Origin of the sequence: Corynebacterium sp. c25Ua_89 (genome assembly GCF_047459735.1) — a bacterium.
In the GTDB taxonomy this organism is placed as follows: Bacteria; Actinomycetota; Actinomycetes; order Mycobacteriales; family Mycobacteriaceae; genus Corynebacterium; species Corynebacterium simulans.
Genome location: NZ_JASBOD010000006.1, coordinates 92,967 through 110,859 on the forward strand (window position 1 = coordinate 92,967; position 17,893 = coordinate 110,859).

Sequence of the window (17,893 nt, forward strand, 5' to 3'; positions counted from 1 at the left end):
CGTGATTTTAAGGTTTCGCATGACCATTTTCGTGCGGGGCGCGCCGAGTTTCGACTATTCAAATCTCAACTAAAGGTTTAGACTCATTGCCGTGAATCATTCTCGTCATTGCTCTCGTCCAGGCTGCGGCAAACCCGCCGTGGCAACTTTGACCTACGCGTATTCACAGCAGACGGCCGTAGTAGGCCCGCTCGCGGAGGAGACTGATCCGCATAGCTGGGACTTGTGCGAAAAGCACAGCTCCCGCATCACCGCTCCCATCGGCTGGGAGATGGTGCGCGTGGACCGCATTGAGCTTGAGGAAGAAGACGACCTCATGGCCCTGGCCGAGGCAGTTCGCGAGGGCGGCCGCGTCACCACCGGGCTAGTTGAGGATGGTTCGGGCTCCGGCCAAGACCCCATCGACTACGCCGCCAACTTTGATGGCGCCGATCCTGATAGCTCCAACCACCCGGTCTTCCGCACGCGTCGCGTAAGCGAGGCAAAGCAGCGCCGCCGGGCACACTTGAGCGTCGTGCCTGACGACGCCCCGACTCAGGACGCCACCGAATCTGCCGCGGGTGGCCGTCATCGCTTGAAAGAGGACTAGTTTTAGGCCACGGCTCCAGTATTTGGGGCTGGGGGAAGAGTACTATTGCAGGTTATGCGTACTCGTGAACAGCTAAACGCCGTTATTAAGGCCTATGACGTCCGTGGCGTCGTAGGTGAAGACATTGATGAGAATTTCGTCCGCGACACTGGTGCCGCTTTCGCCGCTATTTTGCGCGAAGAAGGCGAGAAGACGGTGGCTGTGGGCCACGATATGCGTCCTTCTTCGCCGGCGTTGTCCGCTGCTTTTGCTGAAGGCGTAGCTTCGCAGGGCCTGGACGTGGTGAAACTGAACTTGACCTCTACTGATGAGCTCTACTTTGCAGCAGGCTCCATGGAATGCGCCGGCGCGATGTTTACCGCCTCGCATAACCCAGCCAAGTACAACGGCATCAAGCTTTGTCGCGCTGGTGCTGTCCCGGTGGGCCAGGAGACCGGCCTGGAAGCAATCAAGGACATGCTCGTAGATGGTGTTCCAGCCTATGACGGCGCCGCAGGCTCCGTCTCCGAGCGTGAGGTCCTGCCTGACTACGCAAACTTCTTGCGCTCTTTGGTTCCGCTGGAGTCTTCCCGTCCGCTCGTTGTGGCCGTGGATGCAGCAAACGGTATGGGCGGACACACGGTTCCGGCGGTCTTCGAGGGCCTTCCTTTTGACGTGCGCGAGCTGTTCTTCGAGCTAGATGGCACCTTCCCGAATCACGAGGCTAATCCTTTGGACCCGAAGAACCTCGTGGACCTGCAAGCCTTTGTGAAGGAGCAGAAGGCAGATATCGGACTCGCCTTCGATGGCGACGCAGATCGTTGCTTCGTGGTCGATGAAAACGGCGATGCAGTTTCGCCTTCTGCTATCTGTGCACTTGTTGCGGAGCGCTACCTCAAGAAGTTCCCCGGCTCGACTATCATTCACAACCTGATTACCTCCAAGACGGTCCCAGAGCTTATCGCTGAAAACGGCGGCAAGGCTGTGCGCACCCGCGTGGGTCACTCCTTCATCAAGGCCCAGATGGCCAAGGAGAAGGCTGTCTTCGGCGGCGAGCACTCTGCGCACTACTACTTCCAGGAGTTCTGGAACGCGGACTCGGGCATGCTCGCGGCGATGCACGTGCTAGCTGCGTTGGGCGAATCCGATAAGCCGCTTTCTGAACTCATGGCGCAGTACTCGCGTTACGAAGCTTCTGGTGAGATTAACTCCACCGTGGAGGATCAGAAGGCTACTACGCAGGCAGTGCTTGACGGTTTGGCTGAGGAGATTGAGTCCGTCGATGAGCTCGACGGCGTGACCGTGGAGCTGAAGGGCACCGATGCGTGGTTCAACGTGCGTGCTTCCAACACTGAGCCGCTGCTGCGCCTGAACGTTGAGGCAAAGACCGCAGATGAGGTCGATGCCATCGTGGAGAAGGTTCTCGGCATTATCCGCGCTTAGGCGCTTTCCCCGGCGGGCGCCTTCGTGGCGACCATCCTTCTGTTCGTACCGTTTCCTGTAAATAGTGAACCCAAACAAGCTAGCTTTGCCGGCCTATTTGCAAGAAACGGTACATTCGCGGAGGCTGAGCCGCGCCGCCCTGGCCGAGCCGCAGGGCGTGGCCGCGCCGCAAAACACAAAAGCGCCAGCACAATGCTGGCGCTTTTATTCGGGAAAATTAGCCGCGGGAGTGGGTAACCATGTCCTCCCACTCGACGTACTTCTTGCGCTCGCGGCCTTCTGCCTCACCAAGCGCACGCTCGGCGGCGTCGAGGTTCTTCCAACCATCCCAGGTCAGGAACTCGACGCCTGCTTCGGACAAGGTTGCGGTGATGTCCTCGTCGGAGGAGTGGGAAAGCTTGCCAGCCTCGGCGTCCTCGAGCAACATACCGATGGTCTCCGTTGCATCAGACTTGGTGTTGCCAATAAGTCCGACCGGGCCACGCTTGATCCAGCCCGTGGCGTAGAGGCCCGGAACGATGCTGCCGTCCTGCTCGATGACGTGGCCGCCATCGTTGTTGATGACGTTTTTGTCGGTATTGAAAGGAACGGTGTCGATGGCATCGGAACGGTAGCCTACGGCGAGGTAAACAGCCTGGACAGGCCACTCGGTGAACTTGCCGGTGCCGCGAACGTTGCCGTCGCCAGTCAGCTCCGTGCGTTCGGTCTTGATGCCGGTGACTTTGCCGTTATCGCCGAGGATTTCGACCGGCTGCTCGAAGAGGTGAATCTGCAGGGTGTGCGGCGCATCCTTCGGCTCGCGGATCGCGTAGCCCTCGAGGGTCTGGCAGACCAGATCCTGGGACTTAGAGTTTGCACGTGCTTCGAGAGAAGCTTCGTCGTAGTCGATGTCTTCTGGGTCGACAACAACGTTGATGGTCGGGGAGTGGTCCAGCTCCTTAAGCTCGAGCGGAGTGAACTTAGCCTGTGCGGGGCCGCGGCGGCCGAAAACGCGGACCGTTTCAGCCTGGTTCTTGGCCAGGGAGTCATAAACGTTGTCTGGGATTTCGGTGACCTTGAGCTCGTCGCCGGTCTTCGCCAAGATGCGGGCGACGTCGAGGCCAACGTTGCCCACGCCCACGACGGCTACTTCCTTTGCGCTGAGATCCCACTCGCGGTTGAAGCGTGGGTTGCCATCGTAGAAACCAACGAACTCGCCTGCGCCGTGGACGCCTTCGAGGTCTGCGCCCGGGACGTCGAGGTTGCGGTCGCCGACAGCGCCGGTTGCGAAGACGACTGCGTCGTAATGCTCCTGTAGCTGTGCCACGGTAAGGTCGCGGCCGATGTGCACGTTGGAGATGAGGCGAATTTGCTCGGTTTCCAAAACGCGGTGCAGGGAGTTGACGATGCCCTTGATGCGTGGGTGGTCCGGCGCCACGCCGTAGCGGATCAGGCCGAAGGGAGCTGGCATCTGCTCGATGAGATCGATCTCAACATTGCCACCGGTCTTTTTAACCAGGATGTCAGAGGCGTAGATGCCTGCTGGGCCAGCGCCGATGACGGCTACCTTCAGTGGGGCTTGCGACATGTCAGTAGTGGGCCTTTCCTCAAGATTTTTATGGGGTATTGGAACGACTAGCGCTAAACGCTAAAAGTTATCGTTCAGGTACTGGTCGTAATACTAGTCGTTCTAATTCCTTTTATGAATATTAGACTGACTAGTCTGCTGAAACTGCGTGAGCGTGGGTTTTATTGAACCGCGTTAACGTAAATCCGGCAACCGGGTTATTTAGATTCTTCCAGCTTGGCGATGTTGTCGCAGCTCACACTGTAAAGAGTGGTGAAATTAATCCGAACCGCTTTGTCTATTGAAGTTAGACAGGTAGGTTTTTGGCAACCACTACGAAAGGCAATTGTTCACCGCCATGACTACCGCAACGAAACCTACCGCCAAGTCTCGTACGCGAAAGCCAGAGGGACAATGGAAAATCGACGGTACAAAGCCGCTTAACGCTGACGAGGAGATCAAGCGCGAAGACGGTGGTCTCTCCGCCCGCCAGCGTGTTATCGATATCTACTCCAAGCAGGGCTTTAAGTCCATCCCGCCGGAGGACCTTGCGCCGCGTTTTAAGTGGCTTGGCCTTTATACCCAGCGCAACCAGAATCTGGGAGGCGAGCTAACCTCCAAGCTCAGCAATGCGGAACTGCAGGATGAGTACTTCATGATGCGAGTGCGCTTCGACGGCGGTCGCGTCAGCCCGCAGCAGCTGCGCACGGTGGGGGAGATCTCGCGGGATCATGCGCGTTCCACCGCGGATTTCACGGACCGTCAAAACATCCAGCTGCACTGGATTCAGATTGAGGACGTACCGGGAATCTGGGAAAAGCTGCGCGCGGTGGGCCTCGATACTCTGTTGGGCTGTGGCGACGTTCCCCGCGTCATCTTGGGCTCGCCGGTGGCGGGAGTCGCGGAAGACGAAATCATCGACGCCACCCCGGCCATCGATGACATCGTGGATGATTACCTCCCGCGCGAGGAGTTCCACAATTTCCCGCGCAAGTTCAAGACGGCCATTTCGGGCAATCGCCGGCAGGACGTTACTCACGAGATTCAGGACATCGCGTTCGTCGGCGTCGATCACCCCGAGTACGGCCCTGGTTTCGACTGCTTCGTCGGCGGCGGCTTGTCCACGAATCCCATGCTTTCCCAGTCCTTGGGTGCTTGGGTGCCGCTTGAGCGTGTACCGGAGGTGTGGGCCGGCGTGGCTCGCATCTTCCGCGATTATGGCTACCGCCGCAATCGCAATCGCGCGCGCCTGAAGTTCCTCGTCGCGAAGTGGGGCATCAAGAAGTTCCGCGAGGTACTAGAAAATGAGTACTTGGACGCCCCGCTTGCCGACGGCGAGCCCCTTACCGTCGAGCCTGGCTCTCGCGACCACCTGGGCGTGCACAGGCAAAAGGATGGCAACTTCTATCTCGGCGTCAAGCCCACCGTAGGCCACGCCACGGGCGAGCAGCTCATCGCTATTGCCGACGTCGCGGAGCGTTTCGGCATTACTCGCATCCGCACCACGCCGATGAAGGAACTTCTCTTTCTCGACGTCAAGGAAGACGATATTCCGGCTCTTTCGCGGGCGCTCGATGAGACCGGTTTGTACTCGCAGCCATCTGAGTTCCGGCGCGGCGTTATTTCCTGCACCGGCTTAGAGTTCTGCAAGCTTGCGCATGTAACCACGAAGGCCCGGGCGATTGAGCTGGTGGACATCTTGGAAGACACCTTGGGTGACCTCGACGTGCCGATTTCCATTGCGCTCAACGGCTGCCCGAATGCCTGCGCTCGTTCCCAGGTCTCGGACATCGGACTGAAAGGCCAGATCGTCACCGATTCCGAAGGAAACCGTGTTGAGGGTTTCCAAGTGCATCTGGGTGGTGCGCTCGGGCTTTCCCCGGACTGGGGGCGCAAGCTGCGCGGGCACAAGGTCATCGCGGATGAGGTCCCACATTATGTCATCCGGTTGGTGCAGAAATATAAGGAGCAGCGCGAGGAAGGTGAGCAGTTCCGCCACTGGGTCCTGCGCGCAGATGAGGAGGATCTGCAGTGAATTTTCGTCGCGAGCCGAATCCGAACCGCAACCATCCGATGTACTGCCCCTACTGCGGCGGCATGAACCTCTTTCCTGATGAGGAAGGCGATTTCGCTTGGAAGTGCTGCGAGTGCCTGCGTATCTTTTCCGTGATGTTCCACGGTCAGGATGATGCGCCGGTAGCACCTGCCAAGGCGGTTTCTTCCAACGAGGCGTTGCAACGATCACTACAACGTCGCGGGCATCTGTCTACGGCTAAGCAGGATGCAAGCGCGGGGAGCAAACGATGAGCGCACTGATTACGCTTTCACATGGTTCGCGCCATCCAGAGGCAGCTCTTGGCATTGAGGCTTTGACGCGAAAGGCGGCGGCGCTTGCAGGCGCCGCATCTTATGAAGCGGCTTACCTCGATTTTCACGAATCTGACCTGGAAGCTGCAGCCCAACGAGTAGCCACCGCGGGGCAGAGGGAAGCGGTGGTCGTACCACTGCTGTTTACGCGGGGCTATCATCTGCGCGTGGATGTGCCGGAAGCGATCGATCGCGCTGCGCAATCCGCCGGGCTGCGGCTGCTGCAAGCAGAAGGCTTAGGCACCGGTGCCGACATCGCGGAGCTCCTAGCAGCGCGTGCGATGGCGCCGCAGACAGGTAAGAAACCACAGCATCTCGTCATCTATGCCGTGGGCTCTTCGGACGAGAAGGCGGATAGCTCTGTGCGCGACCTCGCTGCGAATGTAGAAAGCCTCACCCATCTGCCCACCTCGGTGGTGTTTGCAACACGTGGTGGGAAAGAGGGCGTCGCCAAGCAGGTGCGCCGCCAAGGCGAGGTGCGGGTGTTGCCACTGTTTAGTACGGCCGGGCTGTTGCTGGACCTGCTCGTGGATTCCCCTGCACAAGTAGACTCCCCGCTAGGCACTGATCTTGCTGGGGTTGTTGCTGACCGTTTTGCCCATGCAGCGGGCCTGTCCACCCAGACTCACATGCTTGCACAGATCGGATCATAAAAATGCGGTCGTTCATTCTGATTGCTCTAGCCGGCGCTGCGGCACAGCTTGTCGACGGCGGCATTGGCATGGGCTTCGGCGTAACCTCCACGACCATGCTGCTTTTGGCTGGTCTTGGGCCGGCGCAAGCCTCTGCGGTGGTGCATACGGCGGAACTCGGAACGACGCTGGTATCAGGCATCAGCCATTGGCGCTTTGGAAACGTGCATTGGCCAACGGTATTCAAGCTCGGGCTGCCAGGGGCGCTCGCGGCCTTTCTGGGGGCGAGCGTGTTGTCTAATATCTCGACTGCGGCTGCGGCGCCGATAACCGCGTTAATTCTTGTAGGCATTGGAACCAACCTCGTGTGGCGTTTCGCGCGCCTGCAAAGGAGGCCTTCGGCCTATCGCAGCAAGCATTCCGTAGGATTTCTAGCCGGTCTAGGGATAGTCGGCGGATTCGTCGATGCCACTGGCGGCGGTGGATGGGGGCCGATATCCACTTCGACGATGATGGCGATCGGTAAAGAGCAGCCGCGGCGCATCGTGGGAACCGTTAATACGGCGGAATTCCTGGTGACTTTCGGTGCGACTGCCGGGTTCCTGGTGGGGTTGTGGAATGACATCGTGGCTAATTTGGCAGCGGTGATTGCGCTGCTGGTTGGCGGGGCCGTTACGGCACCGATCGCGGCATGGTTGATTTCGCGCGTTAACCCGGTGGTGCTGGGCGGTTTCGTCGGTACTGCAATCGTGGCGCTGAACATCGGCAAGGTGATAAGCGGTGCCGTAGCCTACTTCGGTTGGGCCATCGCGCATTGGTTCGTGGTGGCTGTGCAGATCCTCGTGGTTGTAGCGGGAGTGGCTGCCACAGCGATTGGTGCTCTGCGCGCGCGTTCGGCGCGCGCAGCTGAAGAAGCAGCCGAGGAGGCAGAGCGCGAAGCGCATGCGGCATTCCACGCTGCGGTGCCACACCGCCCGCGCGGGGGCCGCGGCTTCAAGGTGGTGGTGCAAACTGCCCCGGAGCTCAGCAGTGCCGCGGAGTACTCGCCGCTGCAGGCGAACTAAGCCAGGTGGCGGTTACTGCGCATCCTGGCTGTTTAGCCCGGCGACCTCGCCGATGACGAAGACTGCAGGCGGGGCAACCTGCTTTTTGCTGACAGCCTCCGCGAGGTCCCCGAGGACGCACTTATAGACTCTTTCGTTGGCCATTGTGCCCTCCTGGATGATGGCCACAGGCGTCGATGTGCAACGACCGCCATTGATAAGCGCCTGGGCGATGGCTGCCGAATTCTTCACGCCCATGATGACGCTGAGCGTAGCTCCCGATTGCGCTAGCGCTTGCCAATCCACCAAAGACTTGGCGTGGCCTGGCGGCAGGTGGCCGGAAACCACTGTGAATGCATGGACAATGCCGCGTTGGGTGACGGGCACGCCTGCCAAAGCAGGAACCGAGATGGCGGAGGTAACGCCAGGGATTACTTCCACCGGAATGGACGCGGCGGTAAGTGCCTGCAGCTCCTCAAAACCGCGGCCGAAGACATACGGGTCGCCGCCTTTCAAGCGGGCAACTTTTCGGCCGGCAAGCGCATACTCGACGAGGAGCTCGTTGATCTTTTCTTGGGAGGTTTGGCGCTTATACGGCAGCTTGGAGACATCGATGAGCTCTTTGCTTGCCACGTCGCAGAGCTTGTCCAGCTGCTGCACTGGACCCAGGTGATCCGCCAAGATAATCTCCGCCTCCTGCAAGGCGTGCATTCCACGTACCGTGATGAGGTCCCACGCGCCGGGGCCGCCACCAATCAAAACGACGGGGTGAATCTGCGGACTTTCTGCTGCAACCATGCTGGTTGATTCTAGTTGAGGTATTTCACCTCACGTGTAAAAAGGGCTTATATACCTGGGGTTTTATTCATAATTGGCTGGGGAAGTTCTAATAAGCACTACTGTGGGGCCGAGGGCCAGACTATGCTCGGCGGCATGGATAGTGCTTACTATGATGGCGCAGCTTATGACCCAGAAACCGTGCGTTATTTCGACGTCGCTCATGAAGGAGCCCAAATCAGGGTCTTAGGCGGTGCTATCTCGCAGCTGGCCGGCCTTTTGGGCGGGGCTAAACCGCGCTGCCTGGTCATTTTACCTACTGATCAGGTAGCCCGCGCGGCTGCCTATACAGTGGTAGGGCTGGCCGAGCCAGCGCGCATTCCGTTGGTGGTGGCGGAATCGCTCCCGCACTTTGTTGGAGCCTTGGATGTTGTCGTGGTGGTAGGTGAGCGTGCGGAGTGTGACTGGGCCTCCCGTGCACTTATTGCTGCGGATAAAAGAGGAGCCGCGACTGTACTGGTCGGGCCCTCGCGCGGTCCGCTCGTGGAGGACGCTCCCGAGTCCACCTTTGTGGCGCCCACTTTGCCCACGGCGGAGGGCGCCTCGCCGGCTCGGTTCATCGCTGCGCTGTATGCGGTGGCTGCGGTCCTCGAAGAAGAAGAAGGGGAGCTCGTAGCCCGCAGGTTGGAGGAAGCCGCCGACGCAGTGGACCGCGAGCTGGAGGCGCTTAGCCCAGAGCATGATTCCGCAACTAACCCCGGCCGCGAGCTGCGGGAATTTGTGGAGGGCGCGAGGGTTATTCATTCCTGCGGCGTAGACCCATATTCCTGGTCAGAGGAACGTTCCGGAGTATTTATCAATGCCCTGGTTGCCCGCATGGCCGCCGCGGTTTGGGCTGCGCATGGTCTTGGCGGTACTTTTGTTGACCCTGAAGCGTTGCCACATATTTTGGAGCGCGCACAGCAAAGAGGCGGAACAGCGGTGCGTGACATATTCTTTGACCCGCAGATAGACCCGCCAGAAGAAAATGCTTTGGTATCATTGAAAATTGTTTTGTGGGGAGAGGAAGAGGCGAACCTTCCCCATTCAATCGCTGAATCGAGCAATGATCCTGAACCCACCTTAGGGGAATTGGCACGCGCTCTTCAGCTCATTACGCGCAGCTATGCCGCGACCGCCTACGAGATTTCTTAAAAGAAGGAAGCAATACATATGCAGCTGCTCAACAGCGCAACCCGCAACTACTCCTGGGGCTCACGGACCATGATTCCTGTGCTTAAAGGTGAGCCTGCGAGCGATACCCCGGTAGCCGAGCTCTGGTTCGGCGCGCATCCGGGGGACCCTTCAACCGTTGATGGCCAGCGCCTCGACGAGGTTATTGCAGCCGCTCCGGCGGAGCAGTTGGGCAAGCGCGTGCAGCAAGATTATGGCAAGCGCCTGCCTTTCTTGCTGAAGATATTGGCCGCCGCAGAGCCGCTGTCTTTGCAGGCGCACCCCTCTAAGGCGCAGGCGGAAGAGGGGTTTGCCCGCGAAAATGAGCAGGGTATCGAGGTAAGCGCCACGAACCGCAACTACAAGGATGACAACCACAAGCCGGAGCTCATAGTGGCACTCACCGAGTTCTACGCCATGGCTGGCTTTCGGCCCCTCGAGCGCACGCTGGAGCTGCTGAAGGCTTTGGAATGCCCTGAGCTCGAGCACTACCTGAACATGCTCCTGCCGGAGGCCGCTGCGGAGTCGGAAAACTTGCGTGCGCTGTTTACCACTTGGATCACTATCCCGGCTACAAAGCGTAAGGAACTCATTGCAGCAATCGTCGAGGCTGGTGAAAAGCTGATCGCGCGTCTTGAAGCAGAACCAGCGGATTCTACGGATTCGGCTGTGGCGTGGATGGCACGCGATATGCGCACAGTCATCAGCCTGAACGAGCAATACCCAGGTGACATCGGTGTCTTGGGAGCGCTGTTGCTCAACCACGTGGTCTTGCAGCCCGGCGAGGCTGTGTATCTCAACGCTGGCGCGCTGCACGCTTATGTCTCGGGCCTTGGCGTGGAGATCATGGCGAACTCCGACAACGTCCTGCGCGGCGGCCTGACCCCGAAGTTCGTGGATGTTCCGGAGTTGGTCAAGGTCCTCACTTATGAAAGCGTGGATGATCCGCGCGTGCAGCAAGAAGAGAAGGACGTAGAAGAAACCCTGCACGGCGCAAAGGCTTGGTCCTATCCGGTGCCGATCGATGAATTCATCTTGGACCGCGTAGAGCTCTGCGCAGACGATACCGTTGAGCTGAACTTCGATGGTCCGGCTATTGCGCTGTGCACTGGTGGGGAAGTGGAGCTGCGTGACAACGAAGACCAAGAGCTCAAGCTGCAGCCGGGGCAGGCGGCATGGCTGCCAGCAGCAGAGGAGACCGTGGTGGCGCGGGTTGCAGCGGGCGAGGCGAGCCAGCTCTTTATCGCTCGCGTCTAGGGCCTGCTAGGAGACCTGCAGCGTCACCGCGAATTACCTCCGCCATCGAAACTACATCCTTGCGCTTAAGAAAACCCTCGGCCTCTGCCTGAATGACGTCGCCGCGTTCGGCGAACGTGGCATCTAAATCTTCGACGATAACCGTGGAAGCGCCCACCAGTTCGCCGCTAAGCTCGCGTGCGTCCGGAGTGTGCGAACCCAGTGCGACGATGATGGCAACGCGCAGCGGCTCGTTCGCCGTGGATGAAGCGTTGCCGGGGCCTTCCAGAAAATCGACAATTGTGGCAACCGAAACCGCGGGAGTGCGCAAATTGGTCACCGCTTGACCATCGAGCAGTTGCGCTGGGCCACAGCGAGGTTGGTTGCCTGACCTGCGGCCGTAGTCGCGCCGGTGGTCGGCGCTTCCGTTGAGGTAGGAGCCTAGCCGGTTGGATCGGAGGCATCAACGGCTTCGGTCATGTTGGTGTCCTCGATATCAACAGCAATCGGCTCCTTAGAAGCATCTGCATAGGTCGGCGCGGAGCTTGGCTGCGGGGCATCGACGGTATCGCCACTGCCTCCAAAAGTTGGCGCTGCATCGGTAGCAGGAGCTTCCGTGCCGTTTATCTTGTCTGGGGTGGCTTCGCCCGAAGGAGAAGACTCGACGGGCTGAGCCGTCGTGGACTGGCTGGAGTCGGAATCCCCGCGCTTTGGACGGACAGTTTCAGTCAGGCTTGGCTGCGCGTTGCTTGGTGCGGAAGCTTGGCTGGTTGGCTGTTGTGCAGTTGCCTGCGTAGAAGGGGTTGGTGCAGCAGTGCCGGAGGCGCTGTTAGAAGGCTCCTGTGGGTAGCCCGTTGCGTAGGTGCCGTTGGCATTCTGCTGCGCGGTGGCGCGGGACTGGGAGGAGAGGTTCTCCGGGCGGTAAACCAACGTGGGGCCAGTGTTAGAGGCGCTGCCGGTAAAGGCGTTTGGGGCTAAGAATGGGTCATTCTTGAGTGCCGCCGCGCGCTTGCGGGAAGAGCTGTCTTTGTGGCTCTTGCTGCTGTGCTTGGAGTGGGGGCGGCTGCTCGTGGTGGTGGTTTGCGAGGTGTGCTTGCTTTGCGACTCGGTCTCGCCAACCTGGGTTACAGACTCGCTGGTGCTGTGCGACGCCACGGTGTCAGGCGTGGAAACGCGCCAGACACCGTAGCCTACGAACAACGCGAAAAGGAGACCGAGGGCGATAAAGACATACACGCGACGTGCATCGGGCTTCATCGTAAGCTCCTTTCCTTCTCAAGCCATCTATGGAAGGTTCTAAGGGGAATGGCTTAGTTTTAACCGTTACAATAATGGACTTCAAAGAAATAGCTTCCGACCAGCGGGGATGCGGGCTAGAAACTGATATTTGTAACAACTAGGTAACGACCATACCATGTAAGAGCATTTAGTGGAATAGGCATCTTACGCATAGCCATGTAGACGGAAGTTTCCTTGAAAGGCATTTCGGAAAATGGTTTAGCTAGTTCGGCATCCGCTTCGCAGTGCGCAGCCGGAGAAATTTTGCGTCCTACACGGCCTAAGGTGCCTGTCCGTCTGGACTGAATTGGCGGTTGACCTTTGTTTCCGCGCTCAGCCTAAAGTGTGTTGATTCTCTCTGTGGTTTTTAACGTATAAATTGACTGTGGCAACGCACTGACAAAAGCAGCGGCAGCGGCTAGATATAGAAGTAAACATCGCGGGAAGATTTCTCCCCTTCATCAACTGTCTGCCCGCGGTGGAGGCCACCAGCAGTAGAACTTTCGCGTTATATCAAAGGAGAGCGCAATGAGCAGTTGGGACGAAGACATCTTTGCAGATGACATCAACGTTGATTTCCTGGATGAACTCGCCAACCTTGATGACGAGGACATCGTTGAGTCTGTATCTGATGCTTGTGCCTTGGCTACGAATGGCAATTCCGTATCCGAAGAGGAACAGTGCAATGCGCTAGCGGCCGCTACCATCGCCGCAATCTGGGCCGGTGCGCCGTTTAGCGCCGGTGAAGTTGTTTCTTCCTATCCGTTTATCCGTGGTCTTGCCGGCTCCGGCAGCGAAGAGCTCAACGAGCAGGCTCTGGAATTGCTGGAGGGCGTGGAAGAAGATTATGACCTCGAAGCATTCATTGAGGCTTTGTCCTAATAATGCTGGTTAGCATCGAAGGAATTGACGGTGCGGGCAAGAACACGCTCGTAAACAGGATAAAAGGCGAGCTTTCTGTAGAAGTCGATGTCTTGGGCTTTCCGCGCTATGAAGAATCCGTGCACGCGCAGCTGGCCCAAGAGGCTCTCTACGGCCGGATGGGGGACTTAACGGATTCCGCCTATGCCATGGCCACCCTCTTTGCTCTTGACAGGTATGGCGCAAAAGACCGCCTGTTGGAAGCGCAAGAGGGCAAAAACCTGCTCATTTTGGACCGTTACGTGGCCTCAAACGCCGCCTACTCGGCCGCGCGCTTGGGTACTGATGAGGTCATAGACTGGGTCTACGACCTTGAGTTTTCGCGTTTGGGGCTGCCTAAGCCGAGCCTGCAGATCTTTCTCGACACCGACGTCGAGCTCGCTGCAGCCCGAGCCGAGGCGCGCGCAGCCGAGGACGCCAGCCGTGCCCGTGACCGTTATGAAAAAGACAGTGATCTGCAGGCGAACACTGCGGCGGCGTATCGTCGATTAGCGGAACATGCGTGGGGCGGACGCTGGATCGCCACCGCTGATACCGATATGATTGTGCAATCTGTCAAGGAACTCGTAGAGGAGTAGGAAAATGGCGCCGAAGATTCTGGTCGTTGACGATGATCCAGCCATCTCGGAAATGTTGACCATCGTTCTTGAGGCCGAAGGCTTTGAGCCCATCGCTGTTACTGACGGCAATGAGGCAGTTCCTGCTTTCCACGAACACGAGCCAGAGCTCATCCTGCTTGACCTCATGCTGCCGGGCATGAATGGCGTTGATATTTGCCGCGCCATCCGCTCGGAATCGGCAGTTCCTATCGTTATGCTCACCGCGAAGACGGACACTGTCGACGTGGTGCTTGGCTTGGAATCTGGCGCTGATGATTACATCACCAAGCCCTTCAAGCCGAAGGAGCTGGTTGCCCGCATTCGTGCGCGCCTGCGCCGCACCGACTCTTCCTCCAGCGAGCTCATCGAGGTCGGCGACCTAGTCGTCGACGTCCCGGAACATACCGTCAAGCGCGTCAATGGCGAGGAGCTTTCACTTACCCCACTGGAATTCGACTTACTCCTCGAGATGGCACGCAAGCCTGGCCAGGTGCACACCCGTGAAGCGCTACTGGAATCCGTCTGGGGCTACCGCCATGCTTCTGATACCCGTCTTGTCAATGTGCACGTGCAGCGTCTGCGCGCCAAGATCGAGCACGATCCGGAAGACCCGCAGATCGTCCTGACCGTCCGTGGCGTTGGCTATAAGACCGGCAAGACTGGCGTCGGCGAATAAAGAGGACCCGCAGTTATTTTTGATTGGTTTAAGCGTCTGCAGGATGGCGTTGTAGATAAGTGGCGCACATCGCTGCAGACAAGGGTCATCGGCATGATCCTCGTGGCATCCACGGTGGTCATGCTCTTGTTGGCGTACGCGCTTGTCTCGGTGCTGACGCAGCGTTTGGTCAGTCAAAAAGAAGATGCAGCCCGCCAGGAGCTCGATCGCGCGCGTACTACCGTGGAGCAGCAAATCGATGCTACTGGCAGCGCCAACTCGAACCAGGTGCGCATCAATTCCGCACGTTCTTCCCTTGGCCAGCTATCGGCTGATCACAACGAACACCAAGAAGCCTATGAAGCTGTTATCGCCGTAGAAAACGACGATAACTCTCTTACTACTTCTCCTGAGGGCTTCCGCTTGCCCAATGAATTACGGGACTTGGTGTCTAACGGCCAGGTGGCGCAGCAATACACCAGCGTGGATCACCCCGGCGGCGATCCTTATAATGCCTTGATTGTTGGCACCCCTATCGATTCCGATATTCCAAACGCCCAGGTTTATCTGGTGCTGTCGATGGAGTCTGAGGAAGCCACAATGGCTCTCATGCGCGGTTTGCTTTCGGCAGCCGGCGTGGTGGTTGTCGTGTTGCTGGTCGGCATCGCTTGGCTGGCAACGCAGCAGGTTATCGTTCCCATTCGTTCCGCATCCCGCATTGCGCAACGCCTCGCGGCAGGTCACTTGCGCGAGCGTATGGTGGTCAACTCTGATGATGAGATGGGCCGTCTGGCAGGCTCTTTCAACGACATGGCCGACAAGCTTTCAAAGCAGATCAACCAGCTTGAGGAATACGGCGATCTCCAGCGCCAATTTACTTCAGACGTCTCCCATGAGCTGCGCACTCCGTTGACCACGGTGCGCATGGCGGCGGACCTCATCGCTGCTGATCCAGATTCCCTTGAGCCGCATACTCGCCGTGCATCTGCGCTAATGATTCGCGAGCTTGATCGCTTCGAGGAATTGCTCGCCGACCTGCTGGAAATCTCGCGCCATGATGCGGGCGTGGCTGACCTTTCCACGGCCTCATTCGACGCCCGCTCCTGTGTTGACTCTGCGCTGGCACAGGTCCAGCACCTGGCAGAGGAATTAAACGTCGACGTGCAGGTTAATATGCCGGATGAGCCCGTCACTATCGAAGCGGATTCGCGCCGCATTGAGCGCATCTTGCGAAATCTTTTGGCCAACGCTATCGACCACTCTGAGGGAAATCCCGTGGTCGTCGATTTGCAGGCCAACGACCAAGCGGTGGGCATCGCGGTGACCGACTCTGGCGTGGGCCTGAAGGACGGTCAAGAAGAGCTCGTATTCAACCGTTTCTGGCGTGCAGATGCTTCGCGTAAGCGCCATTCAGGTGGTACCGGTTTGGGCTTGGCCATCGCCCGCGAGGATGCGGTCTTGCACGGCGGTACGCTCGATGCCATCGGTTATATCGGCGTCGGTTCGCGCTTCCGCCTCATCGTGCCCCGCGTGCCGAACACGGCCATCGAAGAGCAGCCGATTGCCCTTGAGGTCCCCAATGCCCCGCAGCCGGAACTGGAAGCGGCAGAGGTAATGGAGCAAGAAGATGTCGGCATCATCTGGCCTTCGGAGCGCCGTGCTCGTGAGTTCGTAGAGCTGGAGTCCGCGGTGCTTGACGACGCCCCGCAACCTGGCCCTGAATCCAGCGGTGATCGCTCTGGTAGCGTCGCCGAAAGCGAGGTAGCGCACCTGGATAAGGGTGTACAAGGCGACGAGAAGGAGCAGCGATGAATAATCCCAACTCGTCTAGGGCTACGCAGTGGAAAAAGCAGGCGCGGCAGTGTCTAGCGCTGTTTAGTGGCTTTTTCTTGTTCTCGGCTGCCGGCTGCTCGACGCTGCCGAATAACACTGCGCCCGAAGTCATCGCCACCTTTGCACCGCAAGCCGATCCGCAAGTGGAAATCATGTCCCCGAAGCAGGGCGCGGATGCAGACTTGGTACTGCGTGAATTCTACAAAGCCTCTGGAAAGCCGGCCAATGATTATCAATCCACCCGCAACTTCCTAACACCGGACGCTCAAGAGCAATGGACGCCGAAAGAAGCCGTGGATGTGGTGGACTCTATCGACATCTTGACCACGGATAATGGCCTGGACCATAAAACCTTCGAAGTCAGTGGAAAGCATATCGGTACCTTGAGCCCTAACGGCGCTTATACCCCGAGTGGACGCGATTATTCAGCCACCGTGCAAATGCAAAAGGTGGACGGGCAGTGGCGTATCCAAGATTTCCCGCCCAAGTTGGTCATTGAACGCAACGACTTGCGTAATAATTACCGGCCAATTTCGCTTTATTTCTTGGGGCAGTCGGGCGAATCGCTCGTTTCGGATAGGCGCTGGATCTACACCGGCCAGCAATCCATCGACAGTGAAATTGTCACCTTGTTGCTGGAAGGCCCCAATACTGATCTGCGTCCGGCGACTACAGATCTAACGCCAACTTCGGCGACGTTCTTGGGATATGAAAACGGCACTTACAACTTCGGCGGGTTGAGCTCGATGAGCAAGGACGAGCGTTTCCGCTTTGCCGCGGCGCTGACATGGACGTTAAACAACGCCGGTGTATCTACCACCGTTAAAGCTACGGCGGATGGCAGCCCTCTCGTTGATGGCTTGGACGTGATGACCGTCGATGATTTTGCTGAATTCAACCCGGGAAATCTGGTCAGCTCTGACACCCAGCTTTTCGCCGTCAACAACGGAGCCTTGTTTGAAGTCGCAGGTGACCAGGTGGAGCCAGCCAATAGCGTTTTGGGCAGGGGGTCAGATGTCCAGTCTGCGGATATTTCCAAGGAAGGAATCGTAGCCGCAATACGTAAGAAGTCCTCCGATGAATATCAATTGAGCATGGGAGAGCTAGGCGTAAAGCTGGAGGATGACCTGAAGGCTAAGACGCTGGCGCGCCCGACCTTTGAGGCAAATGGCCAGAGCATTTGGACTGTTGTGGATGGCAAGAAAGTTGTTCGCGTATCCCGCTCGGCGAAGGGCGAACTACATCAATCTGAAATTGATGCCTCTAGCCTGGATAGCATTCAGGGCGAGATTTCTGTTATCCGCCTCTCGGCTACCGGAGCACGCGTTGCGATGATTATTGAGGGCAACGTCTACGTCGGCGTCGTCGTGCGCGGCAAAAACCGTAAGTACTCAATCGTTAATGCGCATCGCGTGAGCCAAGAGATTCAAAATACCGCGCTTTCGCTGGATTGGATGAGCGACGGTGGATTGATGGTGGGCACAGATAGCGTGAACTCCCCGGTATGGCGCATCGAACAGGATGGCTCTTCTGCAACGACTTTGGCAACGGGTAACGTGACCGCACCGGTGGTGGCAGTGGCAGCTTCTCCAACGAAGCTTTACATCACCGACTCTCACGCATTGCTAGAGCTGCCAGCCGAAAGCACCGACAACACTTTCTGGCGCGAGGTTGCCGGCCTGCAGGGGCAGCGTTCTTCACCTATCGTTGTCAAGTAAAAGCGCCTTATATAAGTTGTGACGTTTGCGCCTCAAGCTGGGGTGGCTTTTAGGCAATTGTGAGA

At 58.3% G+C, this 17,893-nt stretch carries 17 protein-coding genes; 13 read left to right on the forward strand and 4 right to left on the reverse strand.

Annotated features, from left to right (window positions below; translation table 11 throughout):
- Nucleotides 1-91 precede the first annotated feature (91 nt).
- Nucleotides 92-589, forward strand: a complete 498-nt coding sequence (locus QKB66_RS09805) for a DUF3499 domain-containing protein (RefSeq protein WP_311517680.1) — start codon at nt 92-94, stop codon at nt 587-589.
- 54 nt (nt 590-643) lie between these two features.
- Nucleotides 644-2,011, forward strand: a complete 1,368-nt coding sequence (locus QKB66_RS09810; protein WP_248092270.1) for a phosphomannomutase/phosphoglucomutase — start codon at nt 644-646, stop codon at nt 2,009-2,011.
- A 217-nt stretch (nt 2,012-2,228) separates the two neighbouring features.
- On the opposite strand, the gene QKB66_RS09815 is transcribed toward QKB66_RS09810, so the two are convergent.
- Nucleotides 2,229-3,578 (reverse strand): FAD-dependent oxidoreductase, encoded by a 1,350-nt coding sequence (locus QKB66_RS09815; protein WP_414253206.1) that lies wholly within the window; start codon nt 3,576-3,578, stop codon nt 2,229-2,231.
- 337 nt (nt 3,579-3,915) lie between these two features.
- Here QKB66_RS09815 and QKB66_RS09820 point away from each other — a divergent pair, with 337 nt between their 5' ends.
- The 4 genes from QKB66_RS09820 to QKB66_RS09835 are packed head-to-tail and all read left to right on the forward strand — an operon-like array spanning nt 3,916 to nt 7,620.
- On the forward strand, nt 3,916-5,592 hold the full coding sequence (locus QKB66_RS09820; protein WP_414253207.1) for a nitrite/sulfite reductase: 1,677 nt from the start codon (nt 3,916-3,918) through the stop codon (nt 5,590-5,592).
- A complete protein-coding gene (locus QKB66_RS09825) occupies nt 5,589-5,864 on the forward strand; it encodes a hypothetical protein (RefSeq protein ID WP_248092254.1) in 276 nt (91 codons plus the stop codon). Before QKB66_RS09820 ends, QKB66_RS09825 begins: the two co-directional genes overlap by 4 nt.
- A complete protein-coding gene (locus QKB66_RS09830) occupies nt 5,861-6,577 on the forward strand; it encodes a sirohydrochlorin chelatase (protein ID WP_414253208.1) in 717 nt (238 codons plus the stop codon). The genes QKB66_RS09825 and QKB66_RS09830 overlap by 4 nt, the downstream gene beginning before the upstream one ends.
- Before the next feature lie 2 nt (nt 6,578-6,579).
- On the forward strand, nt 6,580-7,620 hold the full coding sequence (locus tag QKB66_RS09835) for a sulfite exporter TauE/SafE family protein (protein ID WP_414253209.1): 1,041 nt from the start codon (nt 6,580-6,582) through the stop codon (nt 7,618-7,620).
- Between the two features lie 12 nt (nt 7,621-7,632).
- On the opposite strand, the gene cobA is transcribed toward QKB66_RS09835, so the two are convergent.
- Nucleotides 7,633-8,397 carry a uroporphyrinogen-III C-methyltransferase gene (gene cobA / locus QKB66_RS09840; RefSeq protein WP_414253210.1) on the reverse strand — a complete coding sequence of 255 codons (765 nt, stop codon included), beginning with the start codon at nt 8,395-8,397 and terminating at the stop codon, nt 7,633-7,635.
- A 135-nt stretch (nt 8,398-8,532) separates the two neighbouring features.
- Here cobA and QKB66_RS09845 point away from each other — a divergent pair, with 135 nt between their 5' ends.
- Both QKB66_RS09845 and manA read left to right on the forward strand, forming a co-directional pair.
- Nucleotides 8,533-9,570: an exopolyphosphatase gene (locus tag QKB66_RS09845; RefSeq protein ID WP_414253211.1), complete on the forward strand. Its 1,038-nt coding sequence runs from the start codon at nt 8,533-8,535 to the stop codon at nt 9,568-9,570.
- Nucleotides 9,571-9,588: 18 nt separating this feature from the next.
- Nucleotides 9,589-10,845: a mannose-6-phosphate isomerase, class I gene (gene manA, locus QKB66_RS09850; protein ID WP_248092243.1), complete on the forward strand. Its 1,257-nt coding sequence runs from the start codon at nt 9,589-9,591 to the stop codon at nt 10,843-10,845.
- Here the strand turns inward: manA and QKB66_RS09855 are convergent.
- Nucleotides 10,829-11,164, reverse strand: a complete 336-nt coding sequence (locus QKB66_RS09855; RefSeq protein ID WP_248092241.1) for a hypothetical protein — start codon at nt 11,162-11,164, stop codon at nt 10,829-10,831. The genes manA and QKB66_RS09855 overlap by 17 nt on opposite strands.
- A gap of 101 nt (nt 11,165-11,265) precedes the next feature.
- Entirely contained in the window at nt 11,266-12,081 is an 816-nt protein-coding gene (locus tag QKB66_RS09860) for a hypothetical protein (protein WP_414253212.1), read from the reverse strand.
- A 549-nt stretch (nt 12,082-12,630) separates the two neighbouring features.
- On the opposite strand from QKB66_RS09860, the gene QKB66_RS09865 reads away from it, so the two are divergent.
- The 5 genes from QKB66_RS09865 to QKB66_RS09885 all read left to right on the forward strand — a co-directional run bounded on the left by QKB66_RS09865 (nt 12,631) and on the right by QKB66_RS09885 (nt 17,828).
- Nucleotides 12,631-12,984 (forward strand): DUF4259 domain-containing protein, encoded by a 354-nt coding sequence (locus tag QKB66_RS09865; RefSeq protein WP_248092237.1) that lies wholly within the window; start codon nt 12,631-12,633, stop codon nt 12,982-12,984.
- A 2-nt stretch (nt 12,985-12,986) separates the two neighbouring features.
- Complete coding sequence (locus tag QKB66_RS09870) at nt 12,987-13,601, forward strand: dTMP kinase (protein WP_248092235.1); 615 nt, start codon at nt 12,987-12,989, stop codon at nt 13,599-13,601.
- Nucleotides 13,602-13,605: 4 nt separating this feature from the next.
- Nucleotides 13,606-14,298 carry an MtrAB system response regulator MtrA gene (mtrA, locus tag QKB66_RS09875; RefSeq protein WP_248092232.1) on the forward strand — a complete coding sequence of 231 codons (693 nt, stop codon included), beginning with the start codon at nt 13,606-13,608 and terminating at the stop codon, nt 14,296-14,298.
- Nucleotides 14,299-14,391: 93 nt separating this feature from the next.
- Complete coding sequence (mtrB, locus tag QKB66_RS09880; RefSeq protein WP_248092221.1) at nt 14,392-16,089, forward strand: MtrAB system histidine kinase MtrB; 1,698 nt, start codon at nt 14,392-14,394, stop codon at nt 16,087-16,089.
- Nucleotides 16,086-17,828 carry an LpqB family beta-propeller domain-containing protein gene (locus tag QKB66_RS09885; RefSeq protein WP_248092220.1) on the forward strand — a complete coding sequence of 581 codons (1,743 nt, stop codon included), beginning with the start codon at nt 16,086-16,088 and terminating at the stop codon, nt 17,826-17,828. The genes mtrB and QKB66_RS09885 overlap by 4 nt, the downstream gene beginning before the upstream one ends.
- The last annotated feature ends 65 nt before the right edge of the window (nt 17,829-17,893 follow it).